Origin of the sequence: Geomonas sp. RF6 (assembly GCF_021044625.1) — a bacterium.
Taxonomy (GTDB): Bacteria; Desulfobacterota; Desulfuromonadia; order Geobacterales; family Geobacteraceae; genus RF6.
Window position 1 is genome coordinate 4,815,952 of record NZ_CP087999.1, and the last position, 18,440, is coordinate 4,834,391.

Here is an 18,440-nt window from a genome sequence, read left to right on the forward strand (position 1 = left end):
CTTTTCGCCATAAAGGCCCTGCAAACATGCTAATCCCCATCGTCTGCTTTGTGGTCGTTAGGCCGTTCCCTATCGGCTAGATGCTTATCTTAAATTCCATGCCACCACCAACGTTGCGGGCCTTGAGTTTGCCGCCCATGTTTTTCTCAATGATGGTCTTGGACATGAAAAGACCTATTCCGGTTCCCTTCCCTGGCTCTTTGGTCGTGAAGTACGGCTCAAATGCCTTGCAAAGAATGGAGTTGTCCATCCCCCCGGCATTGTCAGTCACCGTCGCTACTGTCCGCCCTTCTTCCGTCCATGCGCGCACCGTGATCCGCGCATCGGCCACGGCACGCTCCAGGAACGCATCCCTTGCATTCATCAGGATGTTGAGCAGCACCTGTCCGTACTCGTTAGGGTACCCATTGACCTCCGGCTCTCCGGAGATATCAGTTTCAATACGAATCCCCTGAGCCGCGAAGCTGTCCGACACGAGCGAAAGTGTCTTCTCGATAACCTGCCGGACATTGAACCGGATCTTTTCCCTCTCCGGGGTGGACATGGACCTGAAGTCGTCGATCGTCCTCGAAAGGTGGTCCAGAAGCGTCATCATCTTCCTGGTGTTGGTTTCCAGCAGTTGCTCGCTGAACTCTCCGACGCTGTAAGCAAGACCAAGTTCCTGAATGCAAAGCCCAAGTACGTTTAGAGGCTGACGCCACTGGTGCGCGATATTGCCAAGCATTTCTCCCATGGCGGCCATGCGACTCTGGTGTATCAGCAACTGGTCCCGTGCCCTGAGTTCTTCCATTACGCGGATGCGTTCCTCCGTCTCGACCTTCAGTGCGCTGAGAGTCTGCTGCAACACCGCATTTTGTTCCTCCAGAGCTAGCTGGTTCAGTCGCAGTTCCTCTGTTCTCTGCCTGACCCGCTCCTCAAGCTCGTTGTTGAGATGGAAAAGTCGCCGTTCCATACGCTTCTTCATCACCATCTTGAAGACCAGTATTGAAATCGCCAGTGCCAGCAGCGTGAGAACGGCAACACCTCCCCAGACGAAGCCTCTCCACAGGGTGAACTGGTTCGATGGCCGATTTACCACTATGCTCTGAGCCGGCAAATCGGAGGCCTTGATGCCGAACCGCTGCATCTGCCGGTAGTCGAACATGTATTTGTTGGGGCTGGTCATCACTACCGGGATGTTGTCCGCGCTTTCGCCCTGGAGGACCCGTACCGCGATCCGCCCGGCGGTGATCCCCTGTGTGTATCCGCTGGTCAGCATCCCTCCTACGATCCCACGGCCGAGGTTAAAATCCCACACTCCATAGACAGGAACCGGACAGCGGTGCGCGACGAGTGAGATGCTCTCGTCATAATCGAACTGGTTTCCAAGCTTGTCGCGGGAGAAGAAGAGATAGAACACGAGGGCATCCGGCTCCAGCTTCTGTACCGTCGCCAGAATCTCAGGCATTGCCACATCTTCGAGGAGAGTAAAGTTCACCCTGGACAGATAGGCGGGGATGATCTCGTCGAGCTGGCTGTGGACTGTCCTCCCTGTTGTTGTGGTATCGTTGACGACCAAAACTTCCTTCGTCTTCGGGTGTAGCCTAAGGGCGAGGTCCAGAGTTTTCTTGAGATCCACCGCTTCATTGACGCCTGTAAAAAGTCTCTCGCCGTGAAGTCGCGACGGGTCGAAGTTGTTGACTCCGCAAAAAACGACTGGGATGTTGGGGAATAGTTGATCGCGGTACTTCACCATGAAATCAAAGGCGTCGTCGTCGGAGGTCATGATCAAATCAAAGCTGCTCTGGCCAAACTTGTATCGGTAGGTCTCGTAAAGAAGCGCGAGATAGTGGGAGTCAGAAACCCTTTTGGTGTCCATAAACTCGTGGTGGATCCTGACGCGTTGCCCGGAATGGCGCAACGATTCTGAAATCCCGGCGATGGTGTCATCCGTCCACTTGAAGCCGGGAGAGTAGGAGTTGAGGACAAGGACGTTTTTCTCCGTCTGCGCAAGGCACAATGTCGACAGGCTGATCAGGCAGACAAATGCGGTGGTGAGGATGACCAGCATAATTGACGAAGTTCTGCGTTTGAGATGCCACGCCCTCGGCATGCAGCTACCCCCTTCCGCTTCGTCCATTCTGCTGACATTCTAGCAAACCACGGAAAGAGCGAAGCCGGAACGTGAGATAAAGTGTTATATGTGAAGGGAAAAATGCAACTTCATTATGAAGGACGCAGGCAAAGGGACAGGCTGGGAGACACTTTCTCGCAATCGGAAGAAAGAGTGGGGACGTGATGGCTGTGCAGAAAGGTGAAAGTTGAGGCGAGTTCCGAATGAGGATCTGAAGATGGGCGTTTCTACTACCTCGCCGCGGAGGACCCTGCGAACTTGAAGTTTACCTGTCGGACCTACCAAAGAACTTTTTCCAGAAGAAAAATGCTGGAATTAGGAGTATTCCCCCCGTGATCCTCCACCACATAATAGGTAACTCCGCAAGCCAATCGATTATGGTCTTTCTCTGGTCGGCGGATGGCATCCTAATTATCAGCCACAAGATCCCGTAAGAGACAACTCCTGCAACAATGCAATTTCTTTGGAAGCGAGTCATTTTCATCGTGCTCTATTTTCCTAAATTCAAGATCCTGAGGGAAAGACGGTCTAACGGCCATATTCGTCTCGTTTGTTATAGCAAGGGGGAAGGCAAGAGCTAACCCGAAGTGCTGTGACTCGTTGATGACACCCGGTTTTGCTGAATTGAAAAGTGAAAGAGGCACGGCAAGTATCTCGCCGCGCCTCCTATTGTACCTACTTGATTAGGTTTTACTGCCTGGGTGCTACCAGGCTTCGGCAAACGCCATGTCGTTGTAGACAGCCTCCAGCTTGACCTTATGGCCCTGCTCCATGCGTGAGAGTGACTCGAACATGTCTTTTTGAGGACCGTCCAAACTGACATTCGCAAGACTTGCGTATTTCACCATTGCCTCTTCTTCCTTTTTGATTGCAAGTGCAATGGCTTCGGATGGCTTCATCCAGATACTCAGCTTCGGCTCGTCGGTCGAAGCGACAACATGGAACTCGTGATCCATGTCGAAGCTCATCTCCTGCGGCTCGCTGAGAAGATTGTGAAGGAACTCACGGTGCTTCAGCTCCTCTGCAGCAAGATCATTGAAAATGGCCTTCAGTGTCACGTCAGCAACTTTTCCCGCAGCGGACGTATAAAAATCGAAGGCCTCAATTTCGTTCTCGACGGCTGATGCCACAATCTCCTCATACCCGTAAACGCTCATGCTGTTACTCCTTTTGGCAGGGTTCCCTTTCGGGCCGCTAATGTACCAGCCACATATTTGTGAAGTCAAGCAAATGTCTTCAGGAGCGGGCGAAAACGGATTTATAAGGCGCACAGGCTTGACGGGGCGGCGGGGGTCAGGCTTTGCACATGGCGATTCGGATTCAATGAACCACGGTGCAGTACCCTGGAATAAATGCAAAAAGGAATCAGCTACCTTCCGCGCTGATCCCTTTTCTATATTCGGTGCAGGAGAGAAGTCGACCTGTGACCTTCTTACTGGATACTGAGGCCCTTCAAGTACGCCCTACTCCCTCCTACCGGGCCTGCGGCCACTTTCCCGGCTGTTTCTCTTGTCACTTGCTCCCCCTGCGGCTCCCGGGGCATTCAAGGATCAGGATATCTTCTGCCAAAAGATTTTGCCCCAGTTGGAGTTCACCACCTCTGACCGAAGCCAGTAGCCGGAGACCGTGGTGTCGTGCTCGTTCAGCAGATCCCGCCAGACGCCGTTGGCCGGGAATGGTATGTCGATTTGCTGGTTGTTCTGCGAGAAGTTGATAACGACTATGAATCTCTCGCTATTGTCGTAGCGGTGATAGATCACTACCTGCTTTTCCTCATGGAAGCCGTACCCCTGCTGATTGAAGGAGGTGCTGTAGTCGTCGGCGGGGTAGAAATTGGGGGAGCGCAGTGCCGAGTGCTTGTTCCGGATCTCGATCAGCTTCTTATAGGTTGAGGCCAACATGGTCCCGACTGCGTCGTACTGCTGAGACCAGTGGATGGCTCGGTGCAGAATGCGGGAAGTACGGGACGGCCCTTCCTCGGATCCTTCCGGCATCCAGGTGTTCTCCCCCCATTCCATGCCGCTGTGCATGAGGATCGCGCCCGGGGAGGTGAAAAGAGCGATGATGTACGGCTGAGTGCGCCAGGCTTCGCCGCGGCTGTAGTTTCCTTTTCCGATGCTGTTTACCAGTGTCCGGTGGTCATGGTTCTGCGCATAGATCACGGGCGACTTGCCCGGCTTGAAGTCCTTGTTTGCGTTCAGGATGCGCATGATCTCCTTGTTGACCCTGCCCTTTTCGATGAAGTCGTAGGTTCTCCAGAGATAGTCGTCAAGCCAGCATCCAGTGGCGTCGACGGTGTTTGTGTCGTTGATGCAGTCGTAGCCGTTCAAGAGCTCCAGGGTGAGAGAGATGTTTTTCCGCGCGGGATCTTCGGCGATGTAATCGTTGAGCTTCTCGATCAGCGTCCTGAAGCCGTGGAGCCGGTCCTCCTTATCGTAAAACCCTTTGACATAGTCGAAGCGGATCCCATCCACCTTGAAAACGTCGATCCAGTACTTGCACACGCTGAGGATGAATTCGTTGGCGCATTCGTTGTTGAAGTCGATGACCTGCCCGAAGCTCCCGTACTCCTTAAAGTTGCCGATGAAGGGGCATACGTCCCTATCCTTGTACAGCTGGTAGTACGGGAACATATCTGAGACGTGGTTGTACACGCCGTCCATGATGACGTGGATGCCCTTCGAGTGCAGCGCGTTGATAAGGGCCTTCAGCTGCGAGATCTTCTCCAGGGGGTATTTCTTGTCGTCCACGTACCTGTTGGTGACGGAGAAATAGAGGAAGGGAGTGTACCCCCACGAGTACCCGGAGCCGGAGCAACCTGTCCAGGGGAGGATCTCCACCGCATTGACACCAAGGCTCTCCAGGTACTCGACTTTTTTCAGCATTTCTGCCATGGGGGCTTCGTTGCGCCGAGTTTCCCAGGTAAAGTCTTCGAGGTGCAACTCGTATATGACCAGGTCGCCGAGAGGAAGCCGGTCTGCTATAGGCTGAACCTCTATAGGGGGGTTCCCGCCGATCACAAAACCGGAAGCGTCCCCGTCCCCGTCGCGGTAGTCGTGATATTTGGTGCAAGGGTCGTTGCAGAGGCGGTGCTCGGTCTCGCCGCTGTGCAGCACCTGGTAGCGGTACTGGAAAAAGCCGTCAGACAGATTGATGACGTCTGACTCGTAAAGGAATCCTTTGGCGGCATCGGGAGTTTCGGGGTATCTACGGATCTTCCCGAGAACCGGCGCGGTCTTCACATCCCAATTCGTCCCCCCGAGCGCCCCCTGGAAGTCTCCCACCACCCTGATTTCCGAGATCTCGGGCTTTCCCCCCTTGTTTGTGTACAGAAGTTTACCCTTGTCGTCACGAACGTTGTACTCCCTGTAGTACTGGTTCGGATCCACCTCATGGTCGGGGAAGAAGACGCGGAATTGCACAGTCTTGTTAGCATGATCCACAATTGCACCGAAATTTCTGTACATTGATTCCTCCTTTAGCTGTAGTGACTTCGTGGTCAAAACACTCGGGGATCGCCGTCATCAAAAACAGTGGTGCCTGCAGGAATCGCTAGGAGAATGAAGGAGGGATTTCGACAAGAAAGGATATGCCACGACATAAGGTTGTCAACACCATTGGAGAGGTAAAGAGGAGTGGCGTGGCGCCAGGGGTGGGCGGGTGAGAGGTGCCAACGTTAGTGCCATGGCCTGTTATGCCACAGAGGAGCGGTTGCCTGATCTAAAAGTAACGATTCGGAGAAAAAGAAGGAACGGGGTAAAGCCTGGGTCGATCAGGGGATCCGGAGTCGAGGCCGTTTATAAAAAGGATGAACTCCTTCAGGGCACCCTTGTCTCCGATGTGCTTGCACACGGTCTCTACTATCTCGTCCGTATTTTCTTCAGGAAATGGAGGTGCGAACCTGAGACACTCCCGGCCATAGGCCCAGAAGAGATCATCGAGGATATCGACGGGGATGGAGGAGTGCAGTGCCAACTCCTTAAAAGCCTTCAAGCCCGCCCTCCGCAACTCCGCTACGATCTCTTCCGAAAGGGGCCTCCTCTCCAGGATGTCGTCCTGGATCGTTCGGTCCGGTTCAACGAGGCCGCTTCTCAAGGCAAGGGTGAAGAGCACATGATCTATCGGGACGTTCAGCGCCGCGGGGTCGGCTACCGTTATCGCCCCCCGCCTACGCAGCAGCTTTACCAGCAGAAAGCTCTTTTTCTCCAGAGGGTCGGAAAAACCCTTCACTTCCCTCAACAGGTCCAGCACACCTCTGCCATCGGCTCGCCGGAGCCGGCCGCGCCCCTCCCTGAAGAGGTTGGCGAGGTCGCAACCATACCTGGCGCACAGAATTGTTGCCGCATCACGCAGAAGTTCCCCCCTCTCTTCGATCCCTGCAGGTATCTGCCCTCCGGGAGCGGTAAAAATATCCCTTACCGCTTCATCAGCCAGATCCTTCATGCGTGCGGGGGTAAAGAGATCAGGATCAGACGAGGCCGCCTGCCGGGCCAGGTAGTACATAAGTTCCGACCCGTGGAATGATTCGCCCTCTATGACAGCCTCATACCTTTCTGAACCGTGGGTGTTGTGGTCAATGCAGGTAAGGAAGAAGAGAAAGTGCATCTCGCGATACCGGTCACCCTTGAACGGCGTCCAGTCATCGAAAGTATCAGGGATATATTGCAGCCTTCGCAGAATCTGCGCCAGCAGGTGAGTACGTTCAACATTCACACAAAAACGGATACTCACCTCGATCACCTCAACTCCAGCGCGGCTGCTGCACAAAGTACCTCTCGTAGAGGAAGGTAACACAGGAGGCGCCCTCTTGTCGCCCATGTCGATCTATGCAATGAATGGAGCTGATGCGCTTTCACCACCCCCTGCCCCCCCACCCGGTCCAGGTGAAGCCACCTCGTGTTGCTCCATTGTCACCTCCTGTCAGAGGTGTGCCTGCTGTGAAACGTTGTGGAGGTGAAACCGGATCGGTGTAAAACATGTAAGATCTCTTTACAGTCTCCCTTTTGGGCTCGACCTACTCTTCCGCCCTTCCCCAATGACGTTCCTGGCTGCCGGTCTCACAGGCAAGTAGACCTGCCGCTGCCGGGCTGGCCTATGCCGATCTGCATCACGTCCTCCCCGATGATCAACTCTCCGGAGAAGTTCCGTTTCGCTCTAACCAGATGCCCCACCGGAGCATTGCCGGGTACGATGTGGTTGAGGACGAGAGTTTTCACCCCGCACTCCTCGGCTACTCCGCCTACCTCGCCAATTTTGGTGTGCACCGAGCTCAGGTGCTCGATGAGCGCGGCGGGAACGCCCACTGCGGCCTGATGTTCGATCCATTCCTCATCGATTACCTCATGAACGAGAAGATCAGCGCCCAAGGCCAGCCTCTGCAAATTTCCGCAGGTATTGGCGCCGGTGTCGCCAGATATGACGACGGAACCGTCCGGTGTGTCGAACCGGTAGGCGAGGGCTGGGAAGACCTGGTGATGGTCGACGAGCGTGGCGCTGACAGTAACGCCGTTGTCGGGGTTTCGGTACACGATGAAAGGCTCCAGGGACGGGCAGGGAGTCGTGTTGGGATCGATGAAGTAAGGGGCACATTCCGCAGCGCTGGCCGCAACGGCGTGCCGGGGCAACGGGATGGCGATATCGCTCCCCTGGAGCCAGCCGATTTCACGGAGATCGACAAGGGTTGTGAAATCGACCCAGCCGTCATCCAGGGTAAAGTCGTTAATCGTCTGGGCAAAAGCCTGCCAGAGAAGATGCGTCATCTCCTTTGTCCCCGGGGTTCTGGACCCAGCGGGGGTCTCGATGATCGTCCCATGATAGCCGGTCTTGTTTTCCTCCAGTTGTCCACGGTCCCCGGGGCCAAATACCTTGAGCGGCTGCGATTGGCCGAGGCCGGCGTTTTGCCCGACCAGCAAAAGGGTTGGGTAATCCAGAATGTGGTCCATGTGAAGATGAGTAAAGAAGAGCGCGTCCACATTCTGCAGGAACCGGGACTGCGATTCCTCGATCTTCCCCCCGGGGGTGTTGACGAAGGTACTGGCATTGAATGCTTCTGCCATTCGCTGCGTCGCGCCGTGGCCCAGGTCGATGAGATAGATAGTCTCTCCCACGACCAGCGCAGTCGAGGCACTCACCCGGTTCGATCGCGGATACCACACCGGCCCCCCCGCCGTGCCAAGGAGGACAAGCCTCGTGCGGAAATTTCCCGCGCCGGAGTCGCGAAGTATGCAGGGCGATGCTCCTGCCTTCGGGGACCCTCCAATTCCAGGGAAGAGTGGCGCTGCGATCAGAGAAGAGCCGACCCCCTTGAGAAACGTGCGACGTGACATGGCGTATCTGAGAGCTTCGCGGACACCCATAGAAACCTCCGAACCTGTCGTGGATGCTGGATCACGTTACCTCAGGTACAGGGGCATCAGCGTGAACTTGCCATCCACCCTGTCCGGCACGTCGCGCAGCGGCTGCCACGACCACAGCGATTCACTCCAGATGAACGGCTTTCCTTTCACATGCGGCGTCCCGTACAGCATCCAGAAGCCGGTAGTTGCGGATGAAGGGTCAAGCTCGCCCGACAGCTTCATGAAGGAACCGACCATGGTCGTGGATGCAGCCTTGCTGTCGACGGAGCCGTCCGGGACCTGCTTTGGAGATGGCGTCACGCCATACCCGAGGTCCCACCGACCGAAGATGGAAAGGGGGTTTGCAGGGTCCGTATAGGTAATGACGTTCTTCGCGATCTGCAGGTTCGAGACCTTGGGGAGGAGTTTCGCAAACTGTACACGCCGTTCAGGGCGGTTGTCGTCTGACTGGAGATCGGTTCGCACCTGCAGCGACGCGGGATAGTTGATTCCCATGAGGTACTCTGCGGTGACCATCTCTGCATCAAAGTCGGTGGAGCAGGCGCCGCCGTCCATTGACTTGCTCGTCACCGTATAGGGGCCGCCAGTGGAGCGGTAAAAGATGAAGCAGCGGTAGGACATCTCAACCAGGCCGGTCTCCTTGGTGGTGGCGTCCGCCACCATATAGCCGTTCAGGTAGCTGCCGCTGTTGTCTATAGAGATGGCGTCAAAGAACTCGGTAACAGAAGACGAGAACTGCTCGGCGAGGGCTCCCCGCCACAGTGTCCAGATGCCGAGCGGCTTCACCTCGCTGTACGACATCCGGTGCGTCGTCTCGTTGAAAATGAGACCCTTGTTGTTGTATCCAAAGTCCGTGGTAGAAGCTATCAGGCCGGGGGTCGCTGCATTGAAGGTGATCATGTCGTTGTTAACCACCATGGTCTGGACCATGGTCTGGGAAAGAAAGCCCATCCATGAATTGTGCGTCAGGATAACCTCGCTCCCGACGCGCTTCAGGAAGGCCGAACAGTGGTCAGGAAAACCTCCGGGGCGCGTTCCCCCCGGAGGCAGATCCAGAAAAGAGATCACATCCATCAGGTCGCAGAAGGCGTTGACGAAGTAGAGATCCATGAAGGTGAGCCGCGCGGTCTCGTACCCAAGGACACGCTCGGACGGCTCGAAGTAGTTGCCATCGGGGAGCCAGGCCCCTGAAAAATCAAGGTCGGCCGGCTGGTCGAGCACGACCCCGTGATAGATACCGAGCATGCGGAACAGGAGCCGTTTCAGGCGGTATGTAGTTTCCGTAGGTGTGGAGGGATTTTCCAGATACTTCACAAACGCGGCATAGTTGGCATTGAGCAACACCGCCGCCTTCCCAAGCTCGAGGGGCGTCGGTCCCAGCTGAGCCGGAAAAGTATGGTCGGGATTGGTCAGGTAGGCGTTGTCCCAGGCGTTGTCGCGGGCTGACACAATTGTCTTTCCCTGGAGCTTCCCTTGGACAAATCCAGCCCTGTACTCCGCCTTGAGGTCGTTGCCATCCCGCGACACGACGGTGAGATTGACAATGTTGTTGATGGTCTGGATCAGGCCGGAGGCGCTATCATCCAGCGTGTACATCGTCTGCTGCGGTGCTCTCCCGGGCGAGAGGTACGACTTGCCCGGGGTCCATTCCTGAGCGTTTGCCGCTGTGTGCGCGAAGATAAGTACTAAGGACGCGATTATCCACTGTCTGAGTTTCATGTTGTTTCTCCTTTCCGATGAGTCCTCACCCTCGAGCCCGACCACCAGCGCGGGAATCCCGATTTCGGCAGTCCGAAGACGCTATACTGCCCCTTTCTGCTGGCGTGTGAACCACTTATGCAGGTACTCAAGCAATCCCCCTGCCATGCCCGCTTCACAGAAAGCACGCGCTTCTACACCGTTATGAGTGTAAAACGAGCCCGTCACGCTTTTACACATATGGGTGTAAAGGACGAGAAGATCCGGTAGCAGCTATCGTGGTTTGTCAGGAGTCTGAGTCAAAGGGATTTCAGCTGGAGGGGCATGAACATTTTTCAAAGGGCCTTGGACATTTTTCGAGGTGCCACAAACATTTTTGGAGGTGCCGCGAACATTTTTGGAGGTGCCGCGAACATTTTTGGAGGTGCCGCGAACATTTCTGGAGGTGCCGCAAACATTTTTGGAGGTGCCGCGAACATTTTTGGAGGTGCCGCGAACATTTCTGGAGGTGCCACGAACATTTTTGGAGGTGCCGCAAACATTTTTGGAGGTGCCACGAACATTTTTGGAGGTGCCGCGAACATTTTTGGAGGTGCCGCGAACATTTTTGGAGGTGCCGCGAACATTTCTGGAGGTGCCACGTCTCCATGTCCTCTCCCGCAACGGCTCAACCGCTCAGATGAGGCTTCCCGGAGATGCAGTATAAAGAAGAAAGCCCCGGCAACGACGGGACCGCTCGTGAGGTCTCCATGTTGCAGGGGCATACTGTAAGTCTTTGCGATGCAGCGACGGGTAAAGCGTGGTGTGATGAAATGATTGATTACGTAACCATGATAGTCACCGTAAGAGACCACGGTCCCAAGGAGTTGTCTCTTCCGATCATCCTGCAGCGGAACGAGTAGTCCTTGCCGGACTGGAACCCGTCCATATCCATCTTCGTGCAGTCCCCGAAGCTGGCCTTGTGGTACCACCCCTCCTCCACCCGCGGATCGCCTTCCGTAACCTGTACATCGTAGGTGTAGCGACGCCGCTCGCGGGAGCAGCTCGCTCTCACGCCACCTCGCTGGTCCACATTGACCACCACCAGGTCGGGAGCGTAAAGCTGCCGCGGAGGGTATGTCGAAGTGCTCTTGCGAGCTTTGGTGAGAGCACCCATCTGCTCCAGCAGCGAGCTGTTGTCTTGTTCCGTGGAGCAGGCATAGTTGACGATTTTCTGCCAGGTTCTTCCGGCCTCCTCGCCTGCTGTGATGCGCGCGGCGATGGCGCGCCGGTCGCAGTTTATCGCGGCCTCGTAAGCACTCTGGTACGAGTTGATCCTCTCCTTGAACACCGCAGGAGTGGCAACCGTCACAGGCCAGTTCGCCAGGAACGTCTCCGACTCCATCAGAGCCTTGTACGCGATGGACAGCCTCGCCAGGCGGTCGACATCCTTCCCATAAAAGGGTACAGCTGGAGCAGCCATGTCTCCTCCTTTTGCCGGTTGATGGTACTGCAGCGTGCTATCTATGCCACTAATCGGGTCGCGGGCAGAAAACATTAGATTTTATTAGTATCGAACGAATTTTGGGGGCAATCCCAAGTCCCTTCGGAAAATTCTGTGAAACCGGCATCTGTCGCCCTCCAGCGAGGATGCCAGACTATTTCGTTCCACCCTTTGCGAAGGGTCATCCGGGAATTCCGCGAACTCAGCGTAGCCGACCCGCTTTCGTCGACGGGAGGGGACGCTAGTGGCGCCGCGCTGGAGCACAGGCTTCCCAGCCTGTAGCCGCGGCGCGAGCCGCGCGGTCTGTGGCGGCTGCGCCGCCATCGCAGGCAAGATGCCTACGCTCCAGCGCTGAGGAACCCGGATTCTTCTTTGCGAAGGGGGGAGACGCGACGCCTCCTGCGGCGCTCCCTTAAAACCGATAGGTCCTGAGCATGTAGGCCTAAAGGCAGGGGACGTTCGGGGTACACTTCAATTGTGTGATTTGGAAGGCTGTTGACGGACAGCATGGCGACGAATTCTTCAAATTGTGGGTGACGAAACTCCCACTGGCAAAGGAGCTTATATGAATTCTCCAAACGATCCAGTCTTCAATCGACGAGCACACGCCCTCTCCGGTCGCGGCTGCAATGACTGCGACAGGTCGCTTCCCTATGAGGCCACCATCGCTGATGCCCGCGCCGAGATCCTGAAAGAAGTTGGCGAAGGCAACACCAGGACATCCGCGGTCACGGTTGCGCTGGCAGATGACCAGCACATTCTTTGGTCTGAGGCTTTTGGCTCCATCGACCGGAGCCTGAGCATTGCGCCCACCACCGAGACCCTCTTCTGCATCGCGTCGTGCAGCAAGGTTATCGCGGCAGTCGCAGTGATGATACTGGTCGACCGTGGAGTGATCGAGCTCGATGCCCCTGTGGTGCGCTACCTCCCCGACTTCCGCATGGCCGACGGTGAATCGTATCGTGACATCACAGTACGCATGCTCCTCAACCACTCGTCCGGCCTTCATGGCACCCATTTCCGCAACATCCTTACCATTGTCCCCGTCTTTGGCTACGCCGCCCACTTTCAGGACGCGCTGGCTGCCGAACGCCTCAAGCACCCGCCAGGCGAGATGGCGGTGTACTGTAGCGACGGCTTCACCCTGATCGAGTTGGTGGTCGCCGCGGTAACCGGCCAAGCTTATACACAATTCGTCCAGAAGGAAATTCTGGAGCCCCTGGGCATGAATCACAGCCGCTTCACCTTGGAAGAATTTGAATCCGGCAGCTTTGCCCCCGGGTTGGATGCCGAGGGTCGGCCAGAGCCGCAGGAATACGTCAATACCTATGCCAGCGGCCTCTTTTCGACCGCCAGCGACATGGGGCGGCTGGCAATGATGTTCCTCAACGGCGGCCGCCTGGGGGACACGCGCATCCTCTCTGTCGAGGCGATAGCCGAGATGGGACGGGACCAGACTCTCAACCTGCCGTTGAACCCGATCACGGACCACCCAGTTCATTTCGGCCTTGGCTGGGACGGCGTTCGCCAAGGTGGACTGGACGCTGTCGGGGTGACGGCCTGGTACAAGGCGGGCGACGCCGATCATTATCACAGCTTCTTCATCGTAGCACCCGGCGAGCGCCTTGCAGTTGCCGTCCTTCTTACAAACGACGTGGGAATAGGGAGCGTTGCCGGTCTCCTCGCCGAGCGCATCCTGCTCAATGCCTTGGCCGAGCGTGGGAGCATCGCGAAATTTCCGTCGCCGCCGGAAGCTGCCGCCCCCCCCGCCGTCCCGTCCACAGCCGAAGATCTGGACGCCATCGCAGGCATCTATGTCAGCAGTTACGGCCCGCGCCGGCTGGATCCCATGCCCGACGGCACCCTTACCTTGTCAAATTTTGTTAGCGGAGAGTGGCAACCGTCCATCGAGGGGTTCAGGCTGCGCCAGGATGGTTGCTTCGTCCCGGATGATCATCCCGAGATAGCGTACCGCCTGGTCGTCGCCGCAGGCAGGCGTTACCTGGCCGCGCGCAGGCCCGGTGGGCTCGGGCATTACGACATGGAATTCCCCGACAGCCACGATCTGCCCCCGCAGCCCCTGTCGGCCAGGTGGCAGTCGCGGGTCGGTCGCCGCTGGCTGGTGGTTGATGACCCTTTCTCCGCCTTCCTCGCACTGAGGCGCCAGTCGCCCCTATTCAGCCTGGTGCAGGTCGAGGGTCTGGATGGGTATCTGGCAGCATCGCTCACGTCAGCGGGTTTTGACCTGGTACAGGTCGTGGATCCCGTGGAGAGCGACGATCGTGCCCGCATGTGTCTCAAGATTCCCATCGACAATGGGTGGGGGCTCAACGATCTGGTGATCGAAGTCCGGGACGGCGAGGAATGGGTGAGATGGGGGAGTATCCGATATCGCCCAGTGGCGACAGTGCCTGCTCTGGAACGGACCGGAGGCACGGTGACTGTTGGCCATGAGGGGCTGGGGGAGTGGCGCCGGTTGCCGGCAGCCTCGTCCATCACGTATGAGGGCGCAACTGTGTGGTATCTGTACAATAGCGCCTTTGCGCTCATGAAGTGGGGGCTGGGGAAGGGAGCCGTCGGCAAGGTCGACGCCGGCACTTATCTGCTGCTACATGGCGCACCGGACACGACTATCACGTTGACGGTCGAGCCGTAAACCAGTACACGCTGGAAAGCGCGCGCGTCCTCAATTACACAAAGACTTCTAATCACATCCACCTACTGGTCATCTACAGCCGGCACGCACCCATGGTCCGACCTAGCACGCAACCCTGGCACGCAACCTCTTGAGCTGCGATGGCTCCTAATCCGGCGCCTCGACCGTTCCTGCAGGAGGAGTGGGCAAATGCTCCAGAAGGATGCGCCGCACCTCCTCGATGGTCTGCGGCTTCCCCTGACAGGAATGTTCGCTGCGCACCACCAGCTCGGATTGCATCCCTTCAAGGTGGGCGCTTTTGTATTCCACCACGCCGTCGTTCCCCGTCGGGATATCCATCCCCGGCAATACGGCAATGATCGAGTGCCCTCTGACCCCGGGCGCCAGCGGCATGTCGGCCAGCGCCTTGAGCAGAGGGTTGTCCGGGGACATGCCGTCGGCGCTGGTGGCGATACTGTTACCGCCCGTAATCCTCTTCACGTCGTCGGTGAAAAACTCATAGTAGGTGGCGGTGCGCGAGACGACAGTTGCGGGGAGGGTTATCAGGGAGCGGACCAGCTTCCTGACCCACATTTTGCTGCGGAAGCTTCCGCGGTGCGGAGTGGCGATGAAGACGACGTCCTTCACGAACGGCAGCGGCTTCACAATGGATATGTGACGCAGCCTCTCCTTGTCAAAGACTGACATCTCCAGCGCCTCGATGCCCTTCCCGGTCATCGAGCGCACCAGCTTCTCGCCGGTATCCACTACCAGAAACTTGGTGAGCAGCCCCCCCTGGCTGTGCCCCACCACAACCATCTGCCCGAGCGCAGGATCTTTTCCTTCCGGATCAAGGGTGGCAACCTTCTTCACCAACTCGTCCCTGAGGTCTGCAGCCGACATGGCCACCGGGGCGTTGCTGGAGTAGACGAAGTACCAGAATTGGTAATTGCACCGCAGTTCCGGATCGCCCCGCAGGGTGTTGAACATCTCCACCCACCAGACTGGACTGCTCGCGGTGCCGTGCACGAAGACGACGGGAATCCTGCCCGGCTGGTAAGGCTGCGTCAGGTAAAGACCATTTGGCACCCGGTTGAATTCCTTCCCGAGGAAGGCGCTCGTCCCAAACCCCCAAATCGACGCTCCTTCGAGGATGTAGGCAAGGGGGGTGGTGAGGTCTGCTTCTAAAGGAATCAGACGGTTGTTGACGACGATGGCGGAGTCGTCATAGGTCGAGTGGAGCTCAAGGGTAGCCGCGGCGGTGCCGACGCTTAGTGCTGCGAGGTCCCCATGAATGCGCAGGAAGGCGGTAACCGGCACCGCCTGCCCCCCGAAGGGAGAATCCTTGTTCGCTTTCTTCAGTGCTATCAGCGGAAGGCCCATCCCGGGGGTCCTGTTGCGCACGGAGATGCCGCGGGCCGCATACTTGTCCGCGGGCTCGATGATGCTGAAATCCGAGAACTGCCATGGGAACTTCGTCTTCTCCAGGGTAATGGCGACCGAGCCGAGAGGCAGCTTACGCATCCCCCCCGCGAGGACGAGTCCGCCGTCTTCCCCGGTGGCAAGGGCGCGCCACAAGGAAAAGTTGTACAGGTTGCAGGCGTTGCGAAAGCGCTGGTCGAATGCCGTCGGCGGAGGTTCGCTCCGGTCGTCCAGCAGGAAGAGGTACGCGTAGATGGCAGAAAGAAGGAAATAGTCGGGCGCAAGCCCCTGATCGACCGGGTCGTTGCTTTTGGCGAGCCGCTCACCGCACAGATAGGACGTTTCGGACAGTGCATAGAGAAGATCTCGGCGCTGGTCGTGCAGCGCCCTGGCGTGGAGCGCCGCGATTGCCGCAGCCTGGTCCTTCTTGAACTGCATGAGCAGGTCGTACCGGTTGAGCACCGCCTTGGTCTGATCGCTCGCAACCCCCGCGCTCAACGGATTGGCGTAGGCATCGTGGTAGGACTGGCTGGGGGTGACCTCCTTTACCCCGATGGGGGTGACGCAAGCGGCCTGGAACGAGAGGAGCAGGAGCGGCACCACGACGCGCAAGAGAGATCGTATCGTCGTCGTTTTCTTCATCATTGTCCTCACCTCGCCATGCCGGGCAGTCCCTTGCGGATGCGGCGATTGAAGTCGGCGGCTCCGTCCGCGGCCTGGGCAGCGGCGTTGATGTAGCTCCTGCGCTTCAGTTCCTCGAAGGGCATGCTGGTATCGATTATGCCTCGCTCGTAGAGCATCTGGTCGACGTATCCGTTGACGACGATCCGCCAGTCAAATTTTGCATCCGGATTGAACTGTGCGGTATGCCCCCTGATGTTGGTCGTGCAGTTGCTGGTGAGGGCGTTGTACCACTCGGGTTGATGCTTGATGCTGTTGACCTCCTTGAGATAGGCGAGGGTTCCCAGGCCGCCATGGCGAGGAGACAGAGGGAAAGGAATATCGTGCCGCATGTGGCAAGAAACCTGGTCATGGGCCACTTCACTATTGAACTAAAAATGGGGGGAGTGTGTTGGGGGAACCGCTCCACAAAACATTACCATCCGCTGAAAAATTTGCGCCCTTACCGCAATGACAATCACACGCTCCACCCCCGGCACTCCGAGGAGAAAAAGCCTTGGCACCTGAAGACGGCATGGCTCCGTGTATTTCTCGACAGCCGTTGCCAGTATCAGTTGGCGCTACTATCAACAGCTTTTGAATTAGATATGTATAATTATAATGGCTGTGAGGCGGGATGAAGCACCCGCTCCGGATGGCGCCTGTCTTCTGAGCATGAGCACCGTTGAGTGCTGTCTGCTCCTGCAGTTCTACTCGGAGTTCACCTTGCTAGCAATGGCAGGCGACGACTTGTCCCGGTCCTGGAAACACAAGGCGTGAAGGAGCCACTATGAAACGAAAAGCGCTGTGGTTGCGGATTGCGACACTCCTGGCAGCCGTTCTCCTCGCCCTCCCCCTTCTGGCCCTGGCTCAGGACTCAGACAACACACCCCAAAAGAAGCTGTCGAAGGAGGAATTGGGCCAACTGCTGGCGCCAATTGCACTTTACCCCGATGACCTGGTGACGCAGATCCTGATGGCATCGACCTATCCGTTGGAAATCGTACAGGCGGACCGTTGGGTAAAAAGCCACAAGCAGAGCGCGGGAGAGCAACTGGCAAAAGACCTTGAAAAGGAAAGTTGGGACCCGAGCGTTAAGTCCCTCGTCCAATTTCCCACTGTGCTGGCCGCGATGAGCGACAAACTCGACCTGACTACAAAGATCGGCGATGCCTTCCTCTCCCAGCAGCAGGACGTTTTGGAAACGATCCAGGAATTGCGGAAAAAGGCGCAGGCCGCGGGTAACCTGAAGTCGACCAAGGAGCAGGTAGTGGTGGTGGAAAAGGAGACCATCATCATCAAGCCAGCCGATCCTCAGGTAATCTACGTCCCCAGCTACAGCCCGACCGTCGTGTACGGGACCTGGCCATATCCCGCATACCCTCCAGCCTATTACTATCCGCCGCCCCCCCCTTCTTACCCGGCGTATCATTTTGCCGCAGGCATGGCAGTAGGGGTTGCCTGGGGGTATGCCTGGGGGCACAGCGACTGGCACGGGCAGGAGGTAACGATCAACCACAACCAGAACGTCACTCTCAACCGCAACATCGACCGCAGCAAGTATGAAAACCGTCAGGGGGGGAACAGTACCTGGCAGCACAACCCGAGCCACCGCAAGGGGGTGGCCTACAAAGATGGCGCCACGGCCAAAAGGTATGGACAGTCCCCGGCACGCTCGACGGCGGCGAGGGCAGACGCCAGGGGGTACGGGAGCGGGCGTGGGGCTGGCACGGGCGCACGCCAGACACCCGGAGGCACGGGTCGCGTAGGCGAGCCTGGCGCAGCACGGGGCGCTGGAACATCAAGTAGGGCCGCCGGTTCCACAACGCGCACCGCAGCCTCCTCCCGAGGCGGGCGTGACAGCGCATTCGGTGGCGGTTATGGTAGCGGCACGCAGGAACGGGTAGCCAGTGACAGGGGGCGGGCAAGCCGCCAGAGCAGCTTCGGCAGCAGTGGGGCCTCCCGATCTGGCGGAGGATTTGGCGGCGGTTCACGAGGCGGAGGCGGCGGTTTCCGCGGCGGTGGCGGTGGTCGTCGCAGGTAAGGGGTGAACCTATTTCCGCGTACGGAGGA

At 57.5% G+C, this 18,440-nt stretch carries 12 protein-coding genes; 2 read left to right on the top strand and 10 right to left on the bottom strand.

What is annotated here, in order from left to right; genetic code table 11:
• Positions 1-76: 76 nt before the first annotated feature.
• From LPW11_RS20485 to LPW11_RS20520, 8 genes are all read right to left on the bottom strand, one after another.
• Positions 77-2,119, bottom strand: a complete 2,043-nt coding sequence (locus LPW11_RS20485) for a sensor histidine kinase (RefSeq protein ID WP_230995723.1) — start codon at positions 2,117-2,119, stop codon at positions 77-79.
• Positions 2,120-2,817: 698 nt separating this feature from the next.
• Complete coding sequence (locus LPW11_RS20490; protein ID WP_230995724.1) at positions 2,818-3,270, bottom strand: ferritin family protein; 453 nt, start codon at positions 3,268-3,270, stop codon at positions 2,818-2,820.
• A gap of 393 nt (positions 3,271-3,663) precedes the next feature.
• On the bottom strand, positions 3,664-5,580 hold the full coding sequence (locus LPW11_RS20495) for an alpha-amylase family glycosyl hydrolase (RefSeq protein WP_230995725.1): 1,917 nt from the start codon (positions 5,578-5,580) through the stop codon (positions 3,664-3,666).
• A 253-nt stretch (positions 5,581-5,833) separates the two neighbouring features.
• Complete coding sequence (locus LPW11_RS20500; protein WP_230995726.1) at positions 5,834-6,853, bottom strand: queuosine salvage family protein; 1,020 nt, start codon at positions 6,851-6,853, stop codon at positions 5,834-5,836.
• A gap of 317 nt (positions 6,854-7,170) precedes the next feature.
• Positions 7,171-8,268: an MBL fold metallo-hydrolase gene (locus LPW11_RS20505; protein ID WP_230995727.1), complete on the bottom strand. Its 1,098-nt coding sequence runs from the start codon at positions 8,266-8,268 to the stop codon at positions 7,171-7,173.
• Between the two features lie 237 nt (positions 8,269-8,505).
• Positions 8,506-10,188: a hypothetical protein gene (locus LPW11_RS20510; RefSeq protein WP_230995728.1), complete on the bottom strand. Its 1,683-nt coding sequence runs from the start codon at positions 10,186-10,188 to the stop codon at positions 8,506-8,508.
• Between the two features lie 314 nt (positions 10,189-10,502).
• A complete protein-coding gene (locus LPW11_RS20515) occupies positions 10,503-10,808 on the bottom strand; it encodes a hypothetical protein (RefSeq protein ID WP_230995729.1) in 306 nt (101 codons plus the stop codon).
• A 179-nt stretch (positions 10,809-10,987) separates the two neighbouring features.
• Positions 10,988-11,629: a hypothetical protein gene (locus LPW11_RS20520; RefSeq protein ID WP_230995730.1), complete on the bottom strand. Its 642-nt coding sequence runs from the start codon at positions 11,627-11,629 to the stop codon at positions 10,988-10,990.
• A 586-nt stretch (positions 11,630-12,215) separates the two neighbouring features.
• On the opposite strand from LPW11_RS20520, the gene LPW11_RS20525 reads away from it, so the two are divergent.
• On the top strand, positions 12,216-14,306 hold the full coding sequence (locus tag LPW11_RS20525; RefSeq protein ID WP_230995731.1) for a serine hydrolase domain-containing protein: 2,091 nt from the start codon (positions 12,216-12,218) through the stop codon (positions 14,304-14,306).
• A gap of 147 nt (positions 14,307-14,453) precedes the next feature.
• Here LPW11_RS20525 and LPW11_RS20530 read toward each other — a convergent pair whose 3' ends face one another.
• Both LPW11_RS20530 and LPW11_RS20535 read right to left on the bottom strand, forming a co-directional pair.
• The gene (locus LPW11_RS20530; RefSeq protein ID WP_230995732.1) at positions 14,454-16,352 is read right to left on the bottom strand and encodes an esterase/lipase family protein; all 1,899 of its coding nucleotides are present in this window, start codon (positions 16,350-16,352) and stop codon (positions 14,454-14,456) included.
• A 5-nt stretch (positions 16,353-16,357) separates the two neighbouring features.
• A complete protein-coding gene (locus tag LPW11_RS20535; RefSeq protein WP_230995733.1) occupies positions 16,358-16,720 on the bottom strand; it encodes a lipoprotein N-acyltransferase Lnb domain-containing protein in 363 nt (120 codons plus the stop codon).
• A gap of 437 nt (positions 16,721-17,157) precedes the next feature.
• On the opposite strand from LPW11_RS20535, the gene LPW11_RS20540 reads away from it, so the two are divergent.
• The gene (locus LPW11_RS20540) at positions 17,158-18,411 is read left to right on the top strand and encodes a DUF3300 domain-containing protein (RefSeq protein ID WP_230995734.1); all 1,254 of its coding nucleotides are present in this window, start codon (positions 17,158-17,160) and stop codon (positions 18,409-18,411) included.
• The last annotated feature ends 29 nt before the right edge of the window (positions 18,412-18,440 follow it).

Bases quoted from the DNA above. Each gene is read 5' to 3' on its own strand.
- LPW11_RS20485 (WP_230995723.1), bottom strand. From the start codon at position 2,119: ATGGACGAAGCGGAAGGGGGTAGCTGCATGCCGAGGGCGTGGCATCTC.
- LPW11_RS20490 (WP_230995724.1), bottom strand. From the start codon at position 3,270: ATGAGCGTTTACGGGTATGAGGAGATTGTGGCATCAGCCGTCGAGAAC.
- LPW11_RS20495 (WP_230995725.1), bottom strand. From the start codon at position 5,580: ATGTACAGAAATTTCGGTGCAATTGTGGATCATGCTAACAAGACTGTG.
- LPW11_RS20510 (WP_230995728.1), bottom strand. From the start codon at position 10,188: ATGAAACTCAGACAGTGGATAATCGCGTCCTTAGTACTTATCTTCGCG.
- LPW11_RS20520 (WP_230995730.1), bottom strand. From the start codon at position 11,629: ATGGCTGCTCCAGCTGTACCCTTTTATGGGAAGGATGTCGACCGCCTG.
- LPW11_RS20525 (WP_230995731.1), top strand. From the start codon at position 12,216: ATGAATTCTCCAAACGATCCAGTCTTCAATCGACGAGCACACGCCCTC.
- LPW11_RS20530 (WP_230995732.1), bottom strand. From the start codon at position 16,352: ATGATGAAGAAAACGACGACGATACGATCTCTCTTGCGCGTCGTGGTG.
- LPW11_RS20535 (WP_230995733.1), bottom strand. From the start codon at position 16,720: ATGCGGCACGATATTCCTTTCCCTCTGTCTCCTCGCCATGGCGGCCTG.
- LPW11_RS20540 (WP_230995734.1), top strand. From the start codon at position 17,158: ATGAAACGAAAAGCGCTGTGGTTGCGGATTGCGACACTCCTGGCAGCC.